General features: G+C 63.2%; 16 protein-coding genes, 2 tRNA genes and 1 riboswitch. Of the genes, 12 read left to right on the top strand and 6 right to left on the bottom strand.

The genetic code is table 11. The features are described 5' to 3' along the window. Positions 1-77 precede the first annotated feature (77 nt). Positions 78-1,394, top strand: a complete 1,317-nt coding sequence (locus ACNAOT_RS07515; protein WP_091466322.1) for a bifunctional o-acetylhomoserine/o-acetylserine sulfhydrylase — start codon at positions 78-80, stop codon at positions 1,392-1,394. 162 nt (positions 1,395-1,556) lie between these two features. Then, a riboswitch (SAM riboswitch) is annotated at positions 1,557-1,673 on the top strand. 15 nt (positions 1,674-1,688) lie between these two features. Continuing rightward, the gene (metX, locus tag ACNAOT_RS07520; protein WP_420180615.1) at positions 1,689-2,810 is read left to right on the top strand and encodes a homoserine O-acetyltransferase MetX; all 1,122 of its coding nucleotides are present in this window, start codon (positions 1,689-1,691) and stop codon (positions 2,808-2,810) included. 2 nt (positions 2,811-2,812) lie between these two features. On the opposite strand, the gene ACNAOT_RS07525 is transcribed toward metX, so the two are convergent. From ACNAOT_RS07525 to ACNAOT_RS07535, 3 genes are all read right to left on the bottom strand, one after another. Next, positions 2,813-3,262, bottom strand: coding sequence for a hypothetical protein (locus ACNAOT_RS07525; RefSeq protein ID WP_091466325.1), 450 nt, complete (start codon positions 3,260-3,262; stop codon positions 2,813-2,815). A 62-nt stretch (positions 3,263-3,324) separates the two neighbouring features. Next, positions 3,325-4,452 carry a winged helix DNA-binding domain-containing protein gene (locus ACNAOT_RS07530; protein WP_420180616.1) on the bottom strand — a complete coding sequence of 376 codons (1,128 nt, stop codon included), beginning with the start codon at positions 4,450-4,452 and terminating at the stop codon, positions 3,325-3,327. Between the two features lie 52 nt (positions 4,453-4,504). Next, a complete protein-coding gene (locus tag ACNAOT_RS07535) occupies positions 4,505-5,347 on the bottom strand; it encodes an SGNH/GDSL hydrolase family protein (RefSeq protein ID WP_420180617.1) in 843 nt (280 codons plus the stop codon). A 70-nt stretch (positions 5,348-5,417) separates the two neighbouring features. On the opposite strand from ACNAOT_RS07535, the gene ACNAOT_RS07540 reads away from it, so the two are divergent. Further along, positions 5,418-6,068, top strand: a complete 651-nt coding sequence (locus ACNAOT_RS07540) for an alpha/beta hydrolase (protein WP_091466330.1) — start codon at positions 5,418-5,420, stop codon at positions 6,066-6,068. A 13-nt stretch (positions 6,069-6,081) separates the two neighbouring features. Here the strand turns inward: ACNAOT_RS07540 and ACNAOT_RS07545 are convergent, their stop codons facing one another. Further along, positions 6,082-6,309: an RNA-binding S4 domain-containing protein gene (locus ACNAOT_RS07545; protein ID WP_062067368.1), complete on the bottom strand. Its 228-nt coding sequence runs from the start codon at positions 6,307-6,309 to the stop codon at positions 6,082-6,084. Positions 6,310-6,332: 23 nt separating this feature from the next. On the opposite strand from ACNAOT_RS07545, the gene ACNAOT_RS07550 reads away from it, so the two are divergent. The 9 genes from ACNAOT_RS07550 (at position 6,333) to ACNAOT_RS07590 (ending at position 16,477) form a co-directional block, all read left to right on the top strand. Continuing rightward, positions 6,333-7,337, top strand: coding sequence for a DMT family transporter (locus ACNAOT_RS07550; RefSeq protein ID WP_420180618.1), 1,005 nt, complete (start codon positions 6,333-6,335; stop codon positions 7,335-7,337). Positions 7,338-7,450: 113 nt separating this feature from the next. Further along, entirely contained in the window at positions 7,451-8,836 is a 1,386-nt protein-coding gene (locus ACNAOT_RS07555) for a glycine--tRNA ligase (protein WP_420180619.1), read from the top strand. 2 nt (positions 8,837-8,838) lie between these two features. Next, complete coding sequence (locus tag ACNAOT_RS07560) at positions 8,839-9,801, top strand: GNAT family N-acetyltransferase (protein ID WP_420180620.1); 963 nt, start codon at positions 8,839-8,841, stop codon at positions 9,799-9,801. 234 nt (positions 9,802-10,035) lie between these two features. Further along, entirely contained in the window at positions 10,036-11,532 is a 1,497-nt protein-coding gene (locus ACNAOT_RS07565; RefSeq protein WP_420180621.1) for a YibE/F family protein, read from the top strand. 113 nt (positions 11,533-11,645) lie between these two features. Next, positions 11,646-12,827 carry a tRNA dihydrouridine synthase DusB gene (gene dusB, locus ACNAOT_RS07570; RefSeq protein ID WP_179019072.1) on the top strand — a complete coding sequence of 394 codons (1,182 nt, stop codon included), beginning with the start codon at positions 11,646-11,648 and terminating at the stop codon, positions 12,825-12,827. A 64-nt stretch (positions 12,828-12,891) separates the two neighbouring features. Further along, entirely contained in the window at positions 12,892-14,208 is a 1,317-nt protein-coding gene (locus tag ACNAOT_RS07575; RefSeq protein WP_091466343.1) for a deoxyguanosinetriphosphate triphosphohydrolase, read from the top strand. Positions 14,209-14,266: 58 nt separating this feature from the next. Continuing rightward, a complete protein-coding gene (gene dnaG / locus ACNAOT_RS07580; RefSeq protein ID WP_420180622.1) occupies positions 14,267-16,162 on the top strand; it encodes a DNA primase in 1,896 nt (631 codons plus the stop codon). A gap of 53 nt (positions 16,163-16,215) precedes the next feature. Continuing rightward, a tRNA-Asn gene (locus tag ACNAOT_RS07585) sits at positions 16,216-16,288 on the top strand. Positions 16,289-16,404: 116 nt separating this feature from the next. After that, a tRNA-Asn gene (locus tag ACNAOT_RS07590) sits at positions 16,405-16,477 on the top strand. Between the two features lie 49 nt (positions 16,478-16,526). On the opposite strand, the gene ACNAOT_RS07595 is transcribed toward ACNAOT_RS07590, so the two are convergent. Both ACNAOT_RS07595 and ACNAOT_RS07600 read right to left on the bottom strand, forming a co-directional pair. Next, positions 16,527-16,934, bottom strand: a complete 408-nt coding sequence (locus ACNAOT_RS07595; RefSeq protein WP_011774207.1) for a hypothetical protein — start codon at positions 16,932-16,934, stop codon at positions 16,527-16,529. A gap of 44 nt (positions 16,935-16,978) precedes the next feature. Continuing rightward, on the bottom strand, positions 16,979-18,262 hold the full coding sequence (locus ACNAOT_RS07600) for an alpha/beta hydrolase (protein ID WP_420180623.1): 1,284 nt from the start codon (positions 18,260-18,262) through the stop codon (positions 16,979-16,981). Positions 18,263-18,284: the final 22 nt, after the last annotated feature.

Below are 18,284 nucleotides of genomic sequence, written 5' to 3' on the forward strand. Positions count from 1 at the left end.
ACAGTTCCTAGACTGGCCCCAGCTCGCACCGCTTCACCTTGCCCGCCAAACCCATGCGTCACGAACAGGAGAACTCCATGTCCCAAGGATGGTCTTTCGAAACCCGCCAGATCCACGCCGGTCAAGAGCCCGACGCCGCCACAGGGGCGCGCTCGCTTCCGATCTACCAGACCACGTCCTTCGTGTTCCCCAGTGCCGAGAGCGCCGCCAATCGCTTTGCCCTGGCCGAGCTCGCTCCCATCTACACCCGAATCGGCAACCCGACGCAGGATGCGGTGGAGCAGCGGGTTGCGAGCCTTGAGGGTGGCCTGGGTGCCCTCTTGCTCAGCTCCGGACAGGCTGCGGAGACGTTCGCCATCCTGAATATCGCCGAGGCGGGCGACCACATCGTAGCGAGCCCCAGCCTGTATGGCGGCACATACAACCTGCTGGCGCACACGCTGAAGAAGTTCGGCATTTCGGTCACGTTCGTCGAGGACCCGGACAATCTGGACCAGTGGCGTGACGCCGTACGGCCGAACACCAAGCTGTTCTTCGGCGAGGTCGTCTCCAACCCGCGCCAGGATGTCCTGGACATCGAGGGCATCGCCCGCACCGCACATGCGGCCGGCGTTCCCCTCATTGTGGACAACACCCTGTCCACGCCTTACCTCATCCGTCCCATCGAGTGGGGAGCGGACATCGTGGTCCATTCCGCGACCAAGTACCTGGGTGGTCACGGTTCGGCAATCGCCGGTGTGATTGTGGACTCCGGCAACTTCGACTTCGGCAAGGACCCGGACCGCTTCCCTGGCTTCAATACCCCGGACCCCAGCTACAACGGTCTGGTCTACGCCCGGGACCTCGGCAAGGACGGTGCACTGGGCGCGAACCTCTCCTACATCCTCAAGGCCCGAGTCCAGTTGCTTCGCGATCTCGGCTCTGCCGTGTCCCCGTTCAACGCCTTCCTCATTGCCCAGGGCCTGGAGACCTTGAGCCTGCGCGTGGAACGCCATGTTGCCAACGCCACCAAGGTGGCCGAATGGCTTGAAAACCACGACGACGTCGAATCGGTCGCCTATGCGGGCCTGCCGTCCAGCCCGTGGTACGACCGCGGCCGGAAGTACGGACCCAAGGGCACAGGCGCCATCGTTGCCTTCAACATCAAGGGCGGCGTCGAAGCCGGCAAGCGCTTCGTGGACGGCCTGGAGCTGCACTCGCACGTTGCCAACATCGGTGATGTCCGCTCGCTGGTCATCCACCCGGCGTCGACTACACACAGCCAATTGACGGTGGAACAGCAGGTCGCCGCCGGCGTCAACCCCGGCCTCGTGCGCTTGTCCGTGGGCATCGAGCACGTTGATGACATCATCGCCGACCTCGAAGCGGGCTTCCGGGCCGCCAAGGGCGCCTAACGCCGCGGCTTTGAGTCACAGCCCGGCTGCCGCCCGCGTCGACGATTATTCGCCGGGCGGCAGTTCCGGGTGCTCGTTCGTGAACGAAGACGCCCTAAACCGTCACACTGTTGTCACATTCTTCGCCAGAACCACCCTGCATTTCCTAGACTCTTGGTATTAGGTCATGAGTGCCAGCACACAGCCCCGGCTTGCTGGCCGGCAACCCTCCTACGCGGTGGGGTGCCCCGGGTGAAGACCTGGCCTGTTCGCACGCAAGGCGACGGGCAAGCGCGAGGTTAAGGTGTCAAAGGAATGACCATTACTGCTACAGCCCTTCCCAAATCCGGAGAAGAAGACGGAACCGTCAAGTACGCCGGCATCGGGCCGTTGGAACTTGAGGCCGGCGGATTCCTCCCCGATGTCGTCCTCGCTTATGAGACCTGGGGGCAGCTGAATGCCGAGGCCTCCAATGCCGTCCTCATCCAGCATGCGCTCACGGGCAGCACTCACGTAGCCCGTGGAGCCACCGACGAGGAAGGTTGGTGGGAGCAACTCGTTGGGCCGGGTGCCACCATCGACACCAACAAGTTTTTTGTCATCTCCATCAACATCGTGGGCGGTTGTTATGGCAGCACCGGCCCATCGTCAGAAGCACCGGACGGACGTCCTTGGGGCTCACGTTTTCCGTTGGTCACGCTGCGCGACAGCACGGAGGCTGAGGCGCGCCTCGCCGATGCCTTGGGAATCGATGCCTGGCACGCTGTGCTGGGCGGTTCCATGGGCGGCGCCAGGGCCCTTGAATGGGCTGTTACGTTCCCTGACAGGGTCAAACGCTGCGCCGTAATTTCGGTGGGCGCCTACAGTACGGCCGAGCAGATTGCCTTTGCTCAAGCCCAAACCTTGGCCATCAGGCAGGACCCGAACTTCAATAACGGTGACTATTACGGCGGCACTGCACCTGAACATGGTTTGGCACTGGCCCGACGCATCGCCCACATCACTTACCGCTCAGCCTTGGAGTTGGATTTCCGCTTCGGCAGGGAAGCCCAGCACCAGGAGACACCACTCGCCGCCGCGGTGTTGGGGGAGCGTGGCCGCTACCAGGTGGAAAGCTACCTGGACCACCAGGGAACGAAGCTGGTCCGCCGTTTTGATGCCAACAGCTACATCGCCATCACCGAAGCCCTGATGTCCCACGACGTCGCCAGGGGCCGCGGCCCGCTGGAACAGGCGTTGTCGCGCGCTACGGCTGAGTTCTTCGTGGCGGCGGTGGACAGCGACAGGCTCTACTTCCCGGCACAGTCGCGGGAACTTGCCGCGGCGCTACCTGGGAATGTGCCGGTCCACCTCATTGAGGCTCCGATTGGTCACGATGGCTTCCTCACTGAGATCGGCCAGCTCTCAGCACAACTCCGCGAATCATTCTTCGCCTAGCCCTAGCCGTTCATGATTTCGCCGCGCTGCTTCATGTAATCCTCCATGGCGATCTCGCCGTTGCTGAACTTCGTGTCCAGCTCCGCCAACTTGCGGGCGCGGAATCCCTGCGGCTCCGAAGCGCCCGCTGAGGGGAACGGTGCCGGGGATGAAGGGTTCGACGGCGGCCCGGCCTGCGGTGTCGAATCCGCGGGGCGGATGACGGTCGGCTCGGAAGGGTACCCGGGGTAATTCTGACCTGGGTAACCCTGCGTCGGGTATCCCTGACCTGGATAATTCTGCTGCGGGTAATTCTGTGGTGGATACCCTGGTCCGGGCAGATTCTGCTGTGGGTAGCCGGGGTCGCGGAAGTTATTGTCCTGGATCCGACGCGCCCGGGAGCGGTTGTACATGCGGATCCCGAGTGGAATCAGCCAAGAGCAGACGATGATCCAGAAGATCAGATTGTTCACAGTGCAGGCCTCCTAGGTCTCATCCCAGCTTAGTCCTGACCAGCAAAACCACTGCGGCTGCTTCAGACCAGCTCGGTCTGCATGCCCAGGAACCGGCCGTAGCGATCCACCTCCGACTGCAAGGCCTCCTGCTCTTTTGCGGTGGTGGGCCGGTTCATTCGGACGTCCACTTCGCAGGTTCTGCCGGAGAAGCCATGGCGCCACCATCCGGCCAACCTGCCGTCCAGCAGGACCACGTGCATGGGTCCGTTGTCCTCGGGGAAGATGGGCGCCGTGCCACCAAGGAAGTGCCGGGACTGTGAGTAGCCCATCACGTATTCGTCGTAACACTGGATGAGGTCGACGCGGGGAAGCCCGGGATCCTCGGCGGGCAAAGGCTTGTCACCACCCGCGAGAGCGTCCGCTTCCTCGGAAGCCAGATAAAAGTCGAAACCATCACACTGCGCCGCCTCCAGACTCCCGGGGGACATGTCACCCGCCACCTCGATTCCCCGCTTTACGTCTTTCATGGTCAACCCGGACCACGCCGCACAGTCCTTGACCGTGGCGGGCCCCCGGCTGGTGAAGTATCGGAGTGCCAACCGTCCAAGAGCCTGTTCGCGGCCTTCGGCGGTCAGAGGCTTAAGAGCCGAACCGGGTACCCGTTCGTCGAACAGGGCATACGTTTGTTTCAGGGCGCCGCCTGCAGAACGGACGGGTGAGCCGCTGACCAGGACACCGCTGATTTCCGCGTGCATGAGGTGGTAGATGAAGCCCAGGCCCTTGCTGGGAAATCCGGACTGTCCCAGGACTTCGGCCAGTTCCTCGCGCGTCTTGTGCGCTCCATCGGCCACAGCGGCGGCGAGGATTCGGCCGCTCTTGGCAGCAGAGTCCTCATCGATTCCTGTTTGCCGGTACATGCCTTTGTTGCCTTGGTGGAGGCGATCTGCGGACAACGCCATCAACCAGCCAAGATCGTCCCGATGCACAAAATGCCACGTGGGCCGGAGAATATGGGTCCGCAGGATGGTTCCGTCGGCTACCGCCTGCTCAACGCTTAAGGCAGTGACCATCGATGAAGTGCTGGTGGAGCTTCTCTGTGCGAGAGTCCACCTCGCATAGGGGAACTCCTGCGATTGGACGGCCAGGAGGTTGCGGACCACGTCCCCGGGACTTCCGGCGTAGGGAGCCCGCAGCTGCTGCCGCCGCAACCGAATCCTCCGAATAGCCTCCCCATGCAGGGAGCTGGCACCCGACGTCACGTCAGCGGCGCGGCAGCAAGGTGCCGGTGGAACCGAAGACGGGTCCCGGCGTCGGACGCTTTGGCGTGATTCCGTCGCCGGAGGACTGATGCCGAAGGCGCCGGATCACCCATGGGACAAAGAATTCACGTGCCCAGACAAGGTCGGAAGACCGGGCCTGACGCCACGTGCGCGGCGGAAGGGGCTTGGGCATCAGGGGCTCAAGCGTGTGCTCGACGTTCAACGCCTCCAAAACCATCATGGCGATGGTGTGGTGGCCCAGCGGCGAGAAGTGAAGGCGGTCAACGTTCCACATCTGGGGATCCGCCAACTGCCGCAAGGACCACATGTCCGCGATGATGGCATCGTGCCGCGCAGCTACCGTCCTGAGGTTCTCGTTGTAAATGGCCACCTTGCCGCGGATCCGCCCGAGTACTGATGCTGCCGTGTCCGGGCCATTAAAAAGCACCACGGTGGCACCTCCCGAGCTCAGCTCCGCGACTGCGGCGTCGAGTTTCTCCGCCAACAGGTCGGGATCGCCGCCGGGACGGATGAGGTCGTTGCCGCCGGCTGAAATGGACACGAGGTCAGGCTGCAGTTCCAAGCAGGGGCCAACTTGTTCATTAACAATCTGCTGCAGCAACCTGCCACGGATAGCAAGGTTGGCGTAGGCGAAATCTTCCTGGCTGCGGCCCAGTTCCTCGGCAACCCGATCCGCCCAACCACGATAACCGCCGGGGTTCTGCGGCTCGGGGTCGCCGATGCCCTCCGTGAAGGAGTCACCCAGGGCTACATAACGGGTCCAAGGGTGTTTTTGAACGGGCTCGCCCGGCTTCAGTAAAGGATTGTTCTCACTCACGCTCATATCCTGCACCGTGACGTCGACCCTACGCCACCGTAGGTTGTTACTGGTGGGTAACTGTAAGAATGGATCCATGACTGAAGCACCCACATTTCCCGCTCCCGTTGTCCTGTGGTCCCACGACGAATCCGAGCGTGCAGGCAAGCCGCTCCTGGTCCTGCTGCACGGCTACGGCTCCAACGAGGACGACCTGTTCAGCCTGGCCGGATTGCTGCCCGAGGGTTTTGTGGTGGCCGCCCTTCGAGCACCGATGCCCATGGGGCCGGGCTTCACGTGGTTTCCCCTTACGGCTTCCATCGACTATTCGTTGGAAGCTGTAAAGCAGGCAGCTGAGTACGCCCTCGAGTGGCTGGACACAGTCAAAGCCAACCACTCGTCCGTGACGTTGCTGGGCTTCTCCATGGGCATGGCGATGGCCACCACCATGCTCCGCTACCGTCCCGCGGACTTCGCTGCCGTCGTCGGGCTTTCAGGCTTTGTGATCGACGCCGGCGCTGACGCCGCATTCCGGGACGACGAACTGGACGGAACGCTACCGATGTTCTGGGGCCGCGACCAGCAGGATCCCGTCATCACCCAGGACAAAATCGAATACACCATGGGCTGGGTGCGCAAGCACGTCGACCTCACCAAAGTGCTCTACACGGGGATGTGGCACGGCATCAACCAGCAGGAGATCGGACACGTGGGCGAATTCCTCACCCACAAGGTGCTCACTGACTGAGGTTTCCGTTGTGTCAGGCGGCGGTGATCCGGACCGTCTGGCCATTGACGGTCACGGTATCGCCGACGTGGAGTTGGCGTCCGCGGCGGTCATCGATTTCGTTGTTGACTTTGACCAAGCCGTTCTTGATGAGCTCCGTGGCTTCAACGCCGTCCTCCACCAAGTTGGCGAGCTTCAACAGCTGGCCGAGTCGGATCATGTCGTCGCGGATGGGGATCTCTTCAATTTCGGGGTTGCTCATACAGCAATGATGCCTGAAGTAGTGTGGTGACGGTGCCGCAGCCTTCTCCCCGTCCCGCCCTTCCGCTGGTCATTGGCCTTCCCATTGCAGTAGCGACGGGCCTGGTGATCCCGCTTCAAGGGAGGATCAACGGGGCCCTCGGCGCCAAACTGGACGACGGCATCGCCGCGGCTGTGGTGAGCTTCACCACAGGACTCCTGCTCATTTGTGCCATCTCACTTGCCACCCCCAAGGGCAGGGCAGGGCTCCAGCGCATCATTCCTGCCGTCCGGAACCGCAGCTTCCCCCGGTTCTACGTGATGGCCGGTGCCATCGGCGCGTTGTTCGTCTTTGCCCAGTCGTTCACTGTTGCCCTGCTGGGTGTCGCGTTGTTCACAGTCGCAGCGGTGACCGGCCAGACGTTGAGCGGACTGCTCGTGGACCGAATGGGCATCGGCCCGGGAGGAAAACGCGCCATCACGGGAGTCCGGGTCCTGGGCAGTGTCCTGACGGTGGCCGCCGTCGCCTGGGCAGTTTCCCCGCGCTTCAGCGGCGACACCGACATCGCCTCGCTCGTCTTGCCCGTCCTCCTGCCGCTGGCCGCCGGTTTTTTCATGAGCTTCCAGCAGGCAATGAATGGAACTGCCACTGTTCATTACGGGACGCCCATCGCAGCCACGCTGGTCAACTTCATTGCAGGATCACTCATTCTGTGGATCGCGTGGATTATCAAGCTGGCTGTGGCCGGGCCGGGAAATCCGCTTCCCAGCGAGTGGTGGTACTACCTTGGCGGGCCCATGGGCTGCCTCTTCATCGGCCTGGCGGCGCTGCTGGTCCGGAGTCTTGGGGTCCTGATCACCGGTTTGGGCATGATCGCCGGGCAGTTGGTGGGGTCGCTGGTGCTCGACGTCGTGATCCCCAGTCCCGGCGCAGTGGTCGCCTTGCCCACGGTGCTGGGTACGGTCCTGACGCTCGCCGCGATCATCGTGGCCACACTGCCCTGGCCCAAGGGAGCTTTCGCACGAAGAGTCCCTCCCAAAGGCCGGTAGGGTAGGAATCAACAAACTTTCCCCCATAACCCCGCCGGACAACCTCGTCCGGATTCCGGGGCAAACCACCGCGGACCGCACCCAGCGGCCCTGTAGAACAAATGGAGTTACCCATGGCAGCAAAATCCGTCCTTGACCAGGTCATTTCCCTCTCCAAGCGGAGGGGCTTTGTCTTCCAGGCCGGTGAAATCTATGGTGGCTCCCGTTCGGCCTGGGATTACGGTCCCCTCGGCGCTGAACTGAAGGAAAACATCAAGCGCCAGTGGTGGGAGAGCATGGTCCGCGGCCGTGAGGACGTTGTAGGCCTGGATTCCTCCGTCATCCTTCCCCGCCAGGTATGGGAAGCCTCCGGCCACGTGGATGTCTTCTCCGACCCCCTGGTTGAATGCCTGTCCTGCCACAAGCGCTACCGTGCCGACCACCTCGAAGAAGAGTACGAAGAAAAGAAGGGCCGCCCGGCAGAAAACGGCCTGGCGGACATCGCCTGCGCAAACTGCGGCACCCGCGGCCAGTGGACCGAGCCCCAGGAATTCTCCGGCCTGCTCAAGACTTTCCTCGGCCCGGTGGCCAGCGACGAAGGCATGCACTACCTGCGTCCGGAAACTGCCCAGGGCATCTTTGTGAACTTCAACAACGTGCTCACCACCTCGCGGAAGAAGCCGCCGTTCGGCATTGGCCAGATCGGCAAGTCCTTCCGCAACGAAATCACGCCGGGCAACTTCATCTTCCGTACCCGCGAATTCGAGCAGATGGAGATGGAGTTCTTCGTCGAGCCCGGAACCGATGAAGAGTGGCACCAGTACTGGATGAAGGAGCGCATGTCCTGGTATACGGACCTGGGCATCCGTGAAGACAACCTCCGTTTCTTCGAGCACCCGCTGGAGAAGCTCAGCCACTACTCCAAGGGCACCACGGACATCGAATACCGCTTCGGTTTCCAGGGCTCCGAGTGGGGCGAGCTCGAGGGCATCGCCAACCGCACGGACTTCGACCTTTCCACGCATGCCAAGGCTTCCGGCACGGACCTGAGCTACTTCAACCAGGCCACCAACGAGCGCTACACCCCGTTCGTGATCGAGCCCGCCGCCGGCCTGACCCGCTCCTTCATGGCCTTCCTGATCGACGCCTACACCGAAGACGAGGCACCCAACGCCAAGGGCGGCGTCGATGTCCGTACAGTGCTGAAGCTGGACCCGCGCCTGGCCCCGGTCAAGGCCGCCGTCCTGCCGCTGAGCCGCAACGAGGACCTGTCCCCGAAGGCCAAGGCTTTGGGCGCCCAGCTGCGCAAGAACTGGAACATCGACTTCGACGACGCAGGCGCCATCGGCCGCCGTTACCGTCGCCAGGACGAGATCGGTACCCCGTTCTGCATCACAGTGGACTTCGACACCCTTGAGGACCAGGCCGTGACCATTCGTGAGCGCGACACCATGAGCCAGGAACGCGTGTCCCTGGACAAGGTTGAGGGCTACCTGGCTGCACGCCTGATCGGCGCCTAGTCGTGGCTTTGGAGTACCGCGAATGGAAGGAGGGCGACGACCTCGCCCTCTTGGAAATCTGGGGCGGCCCGGAGACCCTTCCCGCTGAGCAGTTCCGTGCAGCCCTGGCGCCGTCCAGCAACCAGCCCTGGCGCCGCTGCATCGTGGCCGAGGACGTGGTGGACGGCGTGCGGATTCCCGTTGCCGCCGGCGTTGTCCACGAGGCATCCCTGCACCCGGAGCGACTCTGGGCCTACATCGAGGTTGCCAAGGACCACCGCCGTGAAGGCGTGGGTGCAACCCTGCTGACCATGCTTCGCCGCGAAGCCGGGAACTCGCCGTCGGGCGTTTCCAAGCTGCGCAGCAAGGTGGAGCCGGATACCGCAGGTGCGGCATTCGCTGCGGCTGCGGGGCTTGCGCCCATCCAGCGTTCGCAGCTTGTTGTGGTGGCACCTGAACCCCTGTCATTGCCGCGGTTCGGCGATGGTTCCGAGGAAGCCGCTTCCGAGCGCGTGGAGGACCTGGCCACGGGTTCGGTGGAGCTGAGCGATGTGGTGGGGAAGTACTACTCGTATGTCCACCACTGGGACAGCCCGGGGGAGCTCAGCATCCCCACGGTGCAGCGCTTGTTCCTGCATGACCTGACTGGCGCCCACGGCGCAATCGTCCTGCGCGCGCCGAAGGCCAGTGCCTTCGGCCAAGGCGTTCCGGCGAGCCGCAAGGGCAAAATCCAGGCGTTCGCCATCAGTTACGCCCAAGGCGACTCGGATGAGCCTTCGGATGTCTTCCTTGGACACGACCCCCAGCTGTCCGCTGAGGAAGCAGCTTTTGCAGTGCGTGACCTCTTGGCGCTCATCGCCTACCAACACCCGGTCCTGCTGGAAGTTGACGAGTCCATGACGGCGCTGCGCACGGTTCTTGATCCGCTGTTGGAATCCGGAAAAGCCCACGTGCGGGGTGCCGACACCCTGATCGTCAGCGACTGATCACAGCTTTCACGCGCCAGGATCCCACGCCGCCCGTTTTCTGCGGGCCGCGTGGGATCTTGCGTTAAAGCTTCGCCGTACGACACCCATATTCGCTTGGGCCACCGCAGCGGGCCGGTGACCTCTGAATCCGCGCGTCCAAAGCCGGTCTTTGTGGCGAGGGGGAATTTGGGCGTCCTGCGTCGTGGGGTGTTAGGTCCCGCGTAGGGTTAAGGGCATGAGGTTTTGCTGCTGATGGGCCACTCCCACGGTCATTCTGAAAATTCCGAGCCAACGCCGCAGGCTCTTGCATCGCGGAAGAGGGCCAACTGGATTCTGGCGGCCATCCTTATTCCGCTGGGCGTCCTGACGCTCGTTGCCATGATGGTCATGTGGCCCTCAGGCAGTCGGGAAGGGATCTCGTTCTCGAGCCCGTACCAGGCTGCCCCCGGGGTCACGTTCGATACCGGTCGAATTCAGAGCGTGGTGGTGGAAAGCTGCACGCAGACGGGCCAAAGCAACACGGGCCAAAGCGACACGGGCCAGCCCAACACCGGCCAGACTGACACCGGTCAAAACAACCAGTCCGGCGGGTCGCAGTGCACCTTCGCCTTTACGGAGCCGGACAAAGGCGGGGACGTAGTCAAGGTGGTCATCAACCCTGACGTCGCCATGTCCCATGGCGTGGACGTAGGGGACTCCATCCGGTACCTCAACCTGTCCGCGGTTCAAGGTGCGAACGCCGGAAGCGGCGCGCCTGCCTATGTTTTCGTGGACTTTGTCCGCAGCATCCCCATCGCGCTCCTGGCAATCCTGTACGCAGCGGTCGTCATCGCGGTGGCCCGCTGGCGCGGCTTCCGGGCACTTCTTGGCCTGGTGGGTGCCTACTTCGTCCTGGTCAGCTTCATCCTGCCGGGCTTGGTGGAGGGCAAGCCGCCACTGTTGCTGGCGTTGGTGGGATCCACGGTGATCATGATTGGGGTCCTGTACTTCGCGCACGGATTCTCGGCGCGAACGTCCACCGCTTTGTTGGGCACAATTTTCGGGCTTAGCATCACAGCCCTGTTGGCGGCGTGGGCTACGGACGCCGCCAACCTGGCGGGAGTGGGAAACCACGATGCGTCCACGCTGGTGAACATGTCGCCCCAGATCTCCATTTCAGGGATCATCCTTTGCGGCCTCATCATCTCCGGCCTGGGCGTGCTCAACGACGTCACCATTACGCAGTCCTCTGCGGTGTGGGAACTCTACGAACTCGCGCCCAACACCAGTGCCCGCAAGCTGTTTTCCTCTGCCATGAGGATCGGCCGGGACCACATTGCCTCCACGGTCTACACCATCGCTTTTGCGTACGCCGGAGCCGCGCTTCCGATCCTCATCATCGTGATGCTTTATGACCGCCCCCTCGATGAAGCACTGACCAGTGCTGAGCTGTCCGAGGAAGTAATCCGTACCCTGGTGGGGTCCATCGGCCTGGTCCTCGCCATCCCGGTCACTACGCTGATTGCCGTCCTGGTGGTTAAAGCCACCGGCATGAAGCGCATCGCCGCAGCCGGTGGGCCGACCGTAACTGCTGATGAGCTTAACGACACCGGTTCGCTGGCAGCAGCCGCCGCCGTCGTAGGTTCGGGTCAGCATGACAAGCACGACGCCGGTACGCGCCTTGACGATTCCGGCAAGCCGGCGCGGCCGGGCAGCCGCCGTGCCCAGCGGGAAGCTGAGCGGCGCGGAGACACGAACGACGCCACCTAAACCCGAGCCCTGCTCTTGTTCGCCACACCCGCCGTACTGCGGACGCGTGGGCGAACAAGCACGGGATTCGGCCGGTTGTCCGCCGATTTGCCCCGCTTTGCAACAATGGATAGGTGACTGTAGTAGCGACGCCCCCTGCACCAAAGCTCGAGCTCCCTCCTCTGAAACTCGGTGGGATAACCGTGGACACCCCGGTAATCCTTGCCCCCATGGCGGGCATTACCAACTCTGCCTTCCGCAGGCTCTGCCGCGAATACGGTGGCGGGATGTACGTGGCCGAGATGGTGACCTCCCGTGCCTTGGTGGAGCGCACGCCGGAATCGTTGCGCATCATCTCGCATGATGAGGACGAGAAAGTCCGGTCCGTGCAGCTCTACGGTGTTGATCCCGTGACGGTAGGCGCCGCAGTACGGATGCTCGTGGAAGAGGACCGTGCGGACCACATCGACCTCAACTTCGGCTGCCCGGTGCCTAAGGTCACCCGGCGCGGTGGCGGCTCGGCCCTGCCTTGGAAGATCGACCTCTTCACCTCCATTGTCCAGACAGCGGTCAAGGAAGCGTCCAAGGGCGATATTCCCTTGACCATCAAGATGCGCAAGGGCATCGACGAGGACCACCTGACATACCTCGACGCCGGTCGAATCGCGCGCGACGCAGGAGTGGCTGCCGTTGCCCTCCACGGCAGGACCGCAGCCCAGTTCTATTCCGGACAGGCCGACTGGTCCGCCATTGCCCGGCTTCGTGAGGCGCTCCCCGACATCCCTGTACTGGGCAACGGTGACATCTGGTCAGCCGAGGATGCTGTCCGCATGGTGCGCGAGACCGGCGTCGACGGCGTGGTTGTGGGCCGCGGCTGCCAGGGCAGGCCATGGCTGTTCGGTGACCTGCAGGCCGCCTTCGAAGGCAGCGACCAGCGGCACCGCCCGGGTCTCCGCGAAGTTGCCGAAGGCGTCTATCGTCACGCCGAGCTCATGGTGGAAACGTTCGGGAACGACGAATACAAGGCACTCCGCGAGATCCGCAAGCACATGGCGTGGTACTTCAAGGGCTACGTAGTGGGCGGAGAGCTCCGCGCCAAGCTGGCCACCGTACCCACCCTCGAGGTGCTGCGCGAATACCTTAACGAACTGGACATGGACGCGCCCTACCCGGGAGTCGATTCCGAGGGACCCCGCGGCCGCGCCGGTTCGCCCAAGAAGCCTGCGCTGCCCAAAGACTGGCTCGTGAGCCGTCAGCTGAACGCTGAACAGAGCGCGGATATCTCGGCCGCGGAGCTGGACGTTTCGGGCGGCTAGCCTCACACGTGTAAGACTGACTCAAGAAGCTCCACACCCCGGCGCTTGAAGGAGGCAGATACCCATGGGAACCGAAGCGATACTTGGCCAAGACGGGACGGCTCACGATTTTGTGCTGGCCATCCCCGGTTACGCCGAGGCAGATTCCGCGCGGTGGGTCGAAGAGCCACGCAAGAGCAACTATCGCTCGGATTTTGAACGGGACCGCGCGAGGGTCCTGCACTCCTCGGCGTTGCGCAGGCTCGGCGCCAAGACTCAGGTAGTCGCACCGGACACGGACGACTTTGTCCGAACCCGGCTCACACACAGCCTCGAAGTAGCCCAGGTAGGCCGCGAACTGGGTCGCTCCCTGGGGTGCGATCCTGACGTGGTGGACACTGCATGCCTGAGCCATGACCTCGGGCATCCGCCCTTCGGCCACAACGGTGAGTCCGCCCTGAACGAAGTAGCGCACACCATTGGTGGTTTCGAAGGCAACGCCCAGACCCTGCGGTTGCTGACCCGACTAGAACCCAAGGTACTCGCTGAGGATGGCAGGCCGGCCGGACTCAACCTGACCCGCGCCAGCCTGGATGCTGCGTCCAAGTACCCGTGGTCCGCCGTCGACGCCCCCGTCATCCATGGCCACCGCACCAGTAAGTTCGGCGCGTACGAAGACGATCTTCCGGTGTTCGAATGGCTCCGGGAAGGCGCACCGGGCAACCGTTCGTGCATCGAGGCCCAGGTCATGGACCTTGCCGACGACATCTCGTACTCGGTCCACGACGTCGAGGATGCGATTGTCGCCGGCCATTTCCAGCTCAAATGGATGGAAAACCCGGACCATCGTGCGCGCGTGGTGGGGTACACCAAGCAGTGGTACCTGCCACACAACGATCCCGCTGACATTGATGCCGCCCTTGCGCGGCTGGAGGCCACCAAAGTCTGGGTCCGCGAAGCTGATGGCAGCCGGAAATCCATGGCTGCCTTGAAGGACATGACCAGCCAGCTGATCGGCCGCTTCTGCCAGAGCGCGATGGAAACCACGCGCGCTCATTTCGGACCAGCAAATCTGACCCGCTATGACGCTGAACTCATGGTTCCCGAGGACACCGTCACCGAGATCGCGGTCCTCAAGGGCTTGGCTACCACCTTCGTGATCTCCACAGACCATCGTCAGCCGGTGTACGAGCGCCAACGCGAAGTGCTTCATGCGCTGGTAGGTGTTTTGAATGCAACGGGCGACCGTCACCTTGAGCCGATGTTCGCCGCGGACTGGCGTGACGCCGTCGACGACGGTGCGCGTTTGCGCGTTGTGATCGACCAGGTGGCGTCGCTGACGGACGTGTCTGCCCTGGCCATGTATGAGCGGCTTGTGGGCAGCCTCCCGTCGCTCTGGTAACCCTTCCTGCTTTCCGTTAACGGCGGGGACTCTTGGGGCAAGCGACTAGGATGGTCACGTGGCTGGCCTGATCAAACGTGAAGATATCGACGAAGTACGCCAGCGCACGGATATCAAGGAAGTCGTTGACGGTTACGTCACCCTCAAGGGCGCCGGGCTGGGCAGTTTCAAGGGCCTTTGCCCCTTCCATGACGAACGCTCGCCCTCCTTCACTGTTCGCCCGCAGGTGGGCAGGTACCACTGCTTCGGCTGCGGTGAGGACGGCGACGCCATCTCCTTTGTGCAGAAGATGGACCACAGTTCCTTCCACGAGGCTGTCGAGAAACTTGCCGCCAGAATCGGTTACGAGCTGCGCTACGAGGACGGCGGCACCGGTCCCAGTCGTGAGGAAGTGGGCAAGCGCCAGCGCCTGCTGGACGCCCACAAGATCGCCGATGAGTTCTTCCGCGCCCAACTGCTGACCCCCGGCGCGGCCGAGGGGCGCAATTTCCTGGATGGCCGTGGCTTTGACCGCGCCGCTGCCGAACACTTTGGCGTGGGATACGCGCCCCAGGGCTGGGACGCGTTGCTCAAGCACCTCCGCGGACGCGGGTTCACTGATGCGGAACTGAAGCTCACAGGCATGTTCTCCGAAGGAAACCGGGGCATCTACGATCGCTTCCGCGGCAGGCTGATCTGGCCCATCCGGGACATCGCGGGCGACACCATCGGGTTCGGTGCACGCAAACTCTTCGAAGACGATCAGGGCCCCAAATACCTGAACACCCCTGAGACCACGCTCTACAAGAAGTCCCAGGTCCTCTACGGGATCGACATCGCCAAGCGGAATATCGCCAAGGAACGGCAACTGGTAGTGGTCGAGGGATACACCGACGTCATGGCCTGCCACCTCGCAGGGGTCACGACGGCGGTTGCCACCTGCGGTACTGCCTTCGGTACCGAGCACATCAAGGTTGCCCGGCGGCTGCTCTCGGACGACGGCAGCGGGGGAGAGGTCATCTTCACTTTCGACGGCGATGCGGCCGGCCAGAAGGCGGCTCTGCGGGCTTTCGAGGAAGACCAACGCTTCACCGCCCAGACGTACGTCGCAGTGGAGCCCTCCGGCGCCGACCCCTGTGATCTTCGCCAACTAAAGGGCGACGCCGCGGTGCGCGAGCTCATCAGTACCCGCAAGCCACTCTTCGAGTTTGCTATCCGGGCCACTCTCCGCCGCCACAATTTGGACACCGTGGAAGGCCGTGTAGCTGCCCTGCGCGAAGCCGCCCCTGTGGTGGCACAGATCCGGGACTCCGCCACCAGGCCTGGCTACACACGCAACCTGGCAGGTTGGTTGGGCATGCCCATCGAGGAAGTCAGCGGTTACGTCGGGGCGGCCGCCAAGCGAGCCGCTTCCGGCGGCGCCGCTGGTGCCAGCACTGCAGGCCCGGCCGGACAGGCGACGACGGCGGCAGCACCGCCGTCGAGCGGCCCGGTCTTCCAACGACCCGACCCCAGGGACCCCATAGCCGGTATGGAACGCCAAGCGCTCGAGGTTGTCCTCCAGGAGCCGGGAGTGCTCGGCGGGGGAGCCTGGGAACGCTTCGAGGCCTCACACTTCACTACGCCTGCTTATGCGGCCGTCCACACTGCCGTGCGGGCTGCGGGCCTCGCCCACTCGGATGACCCTGTGGCCTGGGTGGAACAAGTCCGCCAGGAAGTCCCGGAACCGCTACGGCCTTTGGTCTCGGAGTTGGCCGTAACGCCCCTGCCGGCGAGCACCCCCGAGGCCATGCAGCGATACTGCCGCGACATCCTGGCCCGTCTCTTCGAATTGCAGATCACCCGGATCAAGGCCGACAAGATGGGGCAGCTGCAGCGCTTGGATGCAGGAGCCAATCCGGAGGAATTCCAGCGGCTGAACAGGGAGCTGATGCAGCTTGAAATGGAGCGCAGGGCACTACGCTCGGACGGCTAAAAGCCCCGATTTCGTTTTCCGGCGGGCCCCTGTTAAGCTAGTAACCGCTTCATTCCTCCGTAGCTCAATTGGCAGAGCATTCGACTGTTAATCGAAGGGTTACTGGTTCAAGTCCAGTCGGAGGAGCGCGCAATACCCCCGTTCCGATCTTTCGGAACGGGGGTATTTTTATACCCCCTAGGGGTATCCGGCGCCGATTTCGCATTCCGGTAGAACCTTTGCTAAAGTCATAACCGCTTCATTCCTCCGTAGCTCAATTGGCAGAGCATTCGACTGTTAATCGAAGGGTTACTGGTTCAAGTCCAGTCGGAGGAGCATAAGGACCCCGTGCCGGCATCACTGCTGGTGCGGGGTCCGCCTTTTATCAGACGAAATCCATCTCCACTTGCAGGAAACGGGCGGCCTCGGCCACCGCAGCCAGGAATGAATCCTGCTCGGTTGGCGGAGTCCTAGGCTCGCGGGGATGCCACTCGTGGGGCGCCGAGTAGACGCGGGTGAAGCCACCACCTGGCGGGGCATAGAAGATGCCGAAGCGCTGGACCGGCCATTCAGGTGAGGTCTCCGGCGCGACCAGGAGCGCGGCGTCCGTTTCGGGGTTGTACCACTGGGCAATGGGGCGGCGACGGTCGTCTGTAAAGAGCCCGGCGGCGTAGAGGGCGGCCGACTGGGGACTGGTCACGGAGCACAGTCTGTCCCACCACAGCGGCAGGATGCGTTCATCCCGACGCTGCCACGGTGCCGGTAGCGGCTGCAGCTCTTGCCAATGTGGCACATCTCAACTTTATCGCCCGGGCGTGGGCCGGAAAAGGGTAAGGCCTACTTGGACAGGCCCAGCCTCGGATAAAGAACCTCAAAGCCCTTCGTGAGTCCCGCATTCAGCGCCAGGCCCACGTGACCGCCGTTGGGCACCTCGTAGTACGTCACAGTCATTCCTGCATCCCGGGCGGCTGCGGAGACCGCCTTGGCCGCCGCCACGTAGGTTGTGTCGTCCGAGCCCACGGTGAAAACGGCCGTCGTATTGGGGAACTGCCTGCCTTTCATGATGTTGATGGGCTTCTGGGCGTCGTAGGCAGCCTGGTTGCCGTTGAAGATCGCGGCAAGGTTGCCGGCCGGATCCTCTGCACCAGGGAATTCTTCGCCGGAGATGTCCACCACGTTGCCCCACATCTGCGGGTATTTGACCGCGAAGGAAATGGCACATTGGCCGCCGTTGGAGTACCCGGCTATGGTCCAGTGTTCGCGGTCAAGGAGGATGTTCAAATTGGCTTTGGCCCAGTTCACCACGTCCTCGTTGATGTACTTCTCCACGTTGCCGTACTTGGCGGTGTCCAGGCAGAGGGTGTCATTTTGGTCCGGGCCTATCTGGTCTGCGACGATCGCGATAGGGGCCAGGCCGTTGTTCCTGGCAGCGAACTCGTCCAAGGCGGCCGAAACGTATTGCGGATCAGGGAGTCCCGGCTGGCCCATCATGAGGACGAACAAGGGCAGCTTGGGCGGATTGGCAGTCAGGGCGGCAGGGGGCAAATAGATGCCCGCGGGTCTGGCATCGAAGCCGGAGGCGGTGGCTGGAATGACCTGGATGCCCGCTTCGCCCTTCGCGTGCAGGTTGGCCGGGGGCTTCCAGCTTTGCCACAGGGGACCCGCCGGAATGGAGGCGTCCGGGTCCGGTTTGGCCAGTTGAATGGCATCCTCCGTAGAGATTCCCAAGGCCGAGCCCAACGTCTTGTTCAGTCCGAACTCCGTGTTGATGCCTAGGGCCGCGACCACCACGAACACTGGAATGGACACTGCAGCCACCGTTTTCCGCCACCGTGGGCTATGACGGAAGCTAACCACGGCAAGACCCAGGGCCGCGAAGCAGGAAATCGCCCAGAACCACACCCGCGGGGTGAGCCCCACATGGAAGACGTCCATCACGTCCTCCACGATCCACACGGTCAACCATCCCAACAGGGCTGCGACCACGACGGCCGTGATCGCGGTGAGGGCCCAGCGCGCGGACGGCCTAAGGAACAGCAGCAGGAAGAACCCCACGCCGATCACCCCGGCAATCGTCATGACCACGGGTCCGCTGATCTCGAGCTTCAGAATGTCGTTCATGGCCGGGAGACCCGCTTCGGTG

Source organism: Paenarthrobacter sp. TA1.8 (assembly GCF_048595705.1).
In the GTDB taxonomy this organism is placed as follows: domain Bacteria; phylum Actinomycetota; class Actinomycetes; order Actinomycetales; family Micrococcaceae; genus Arthrobacter; species Arthrobacter nitroguajacolicus.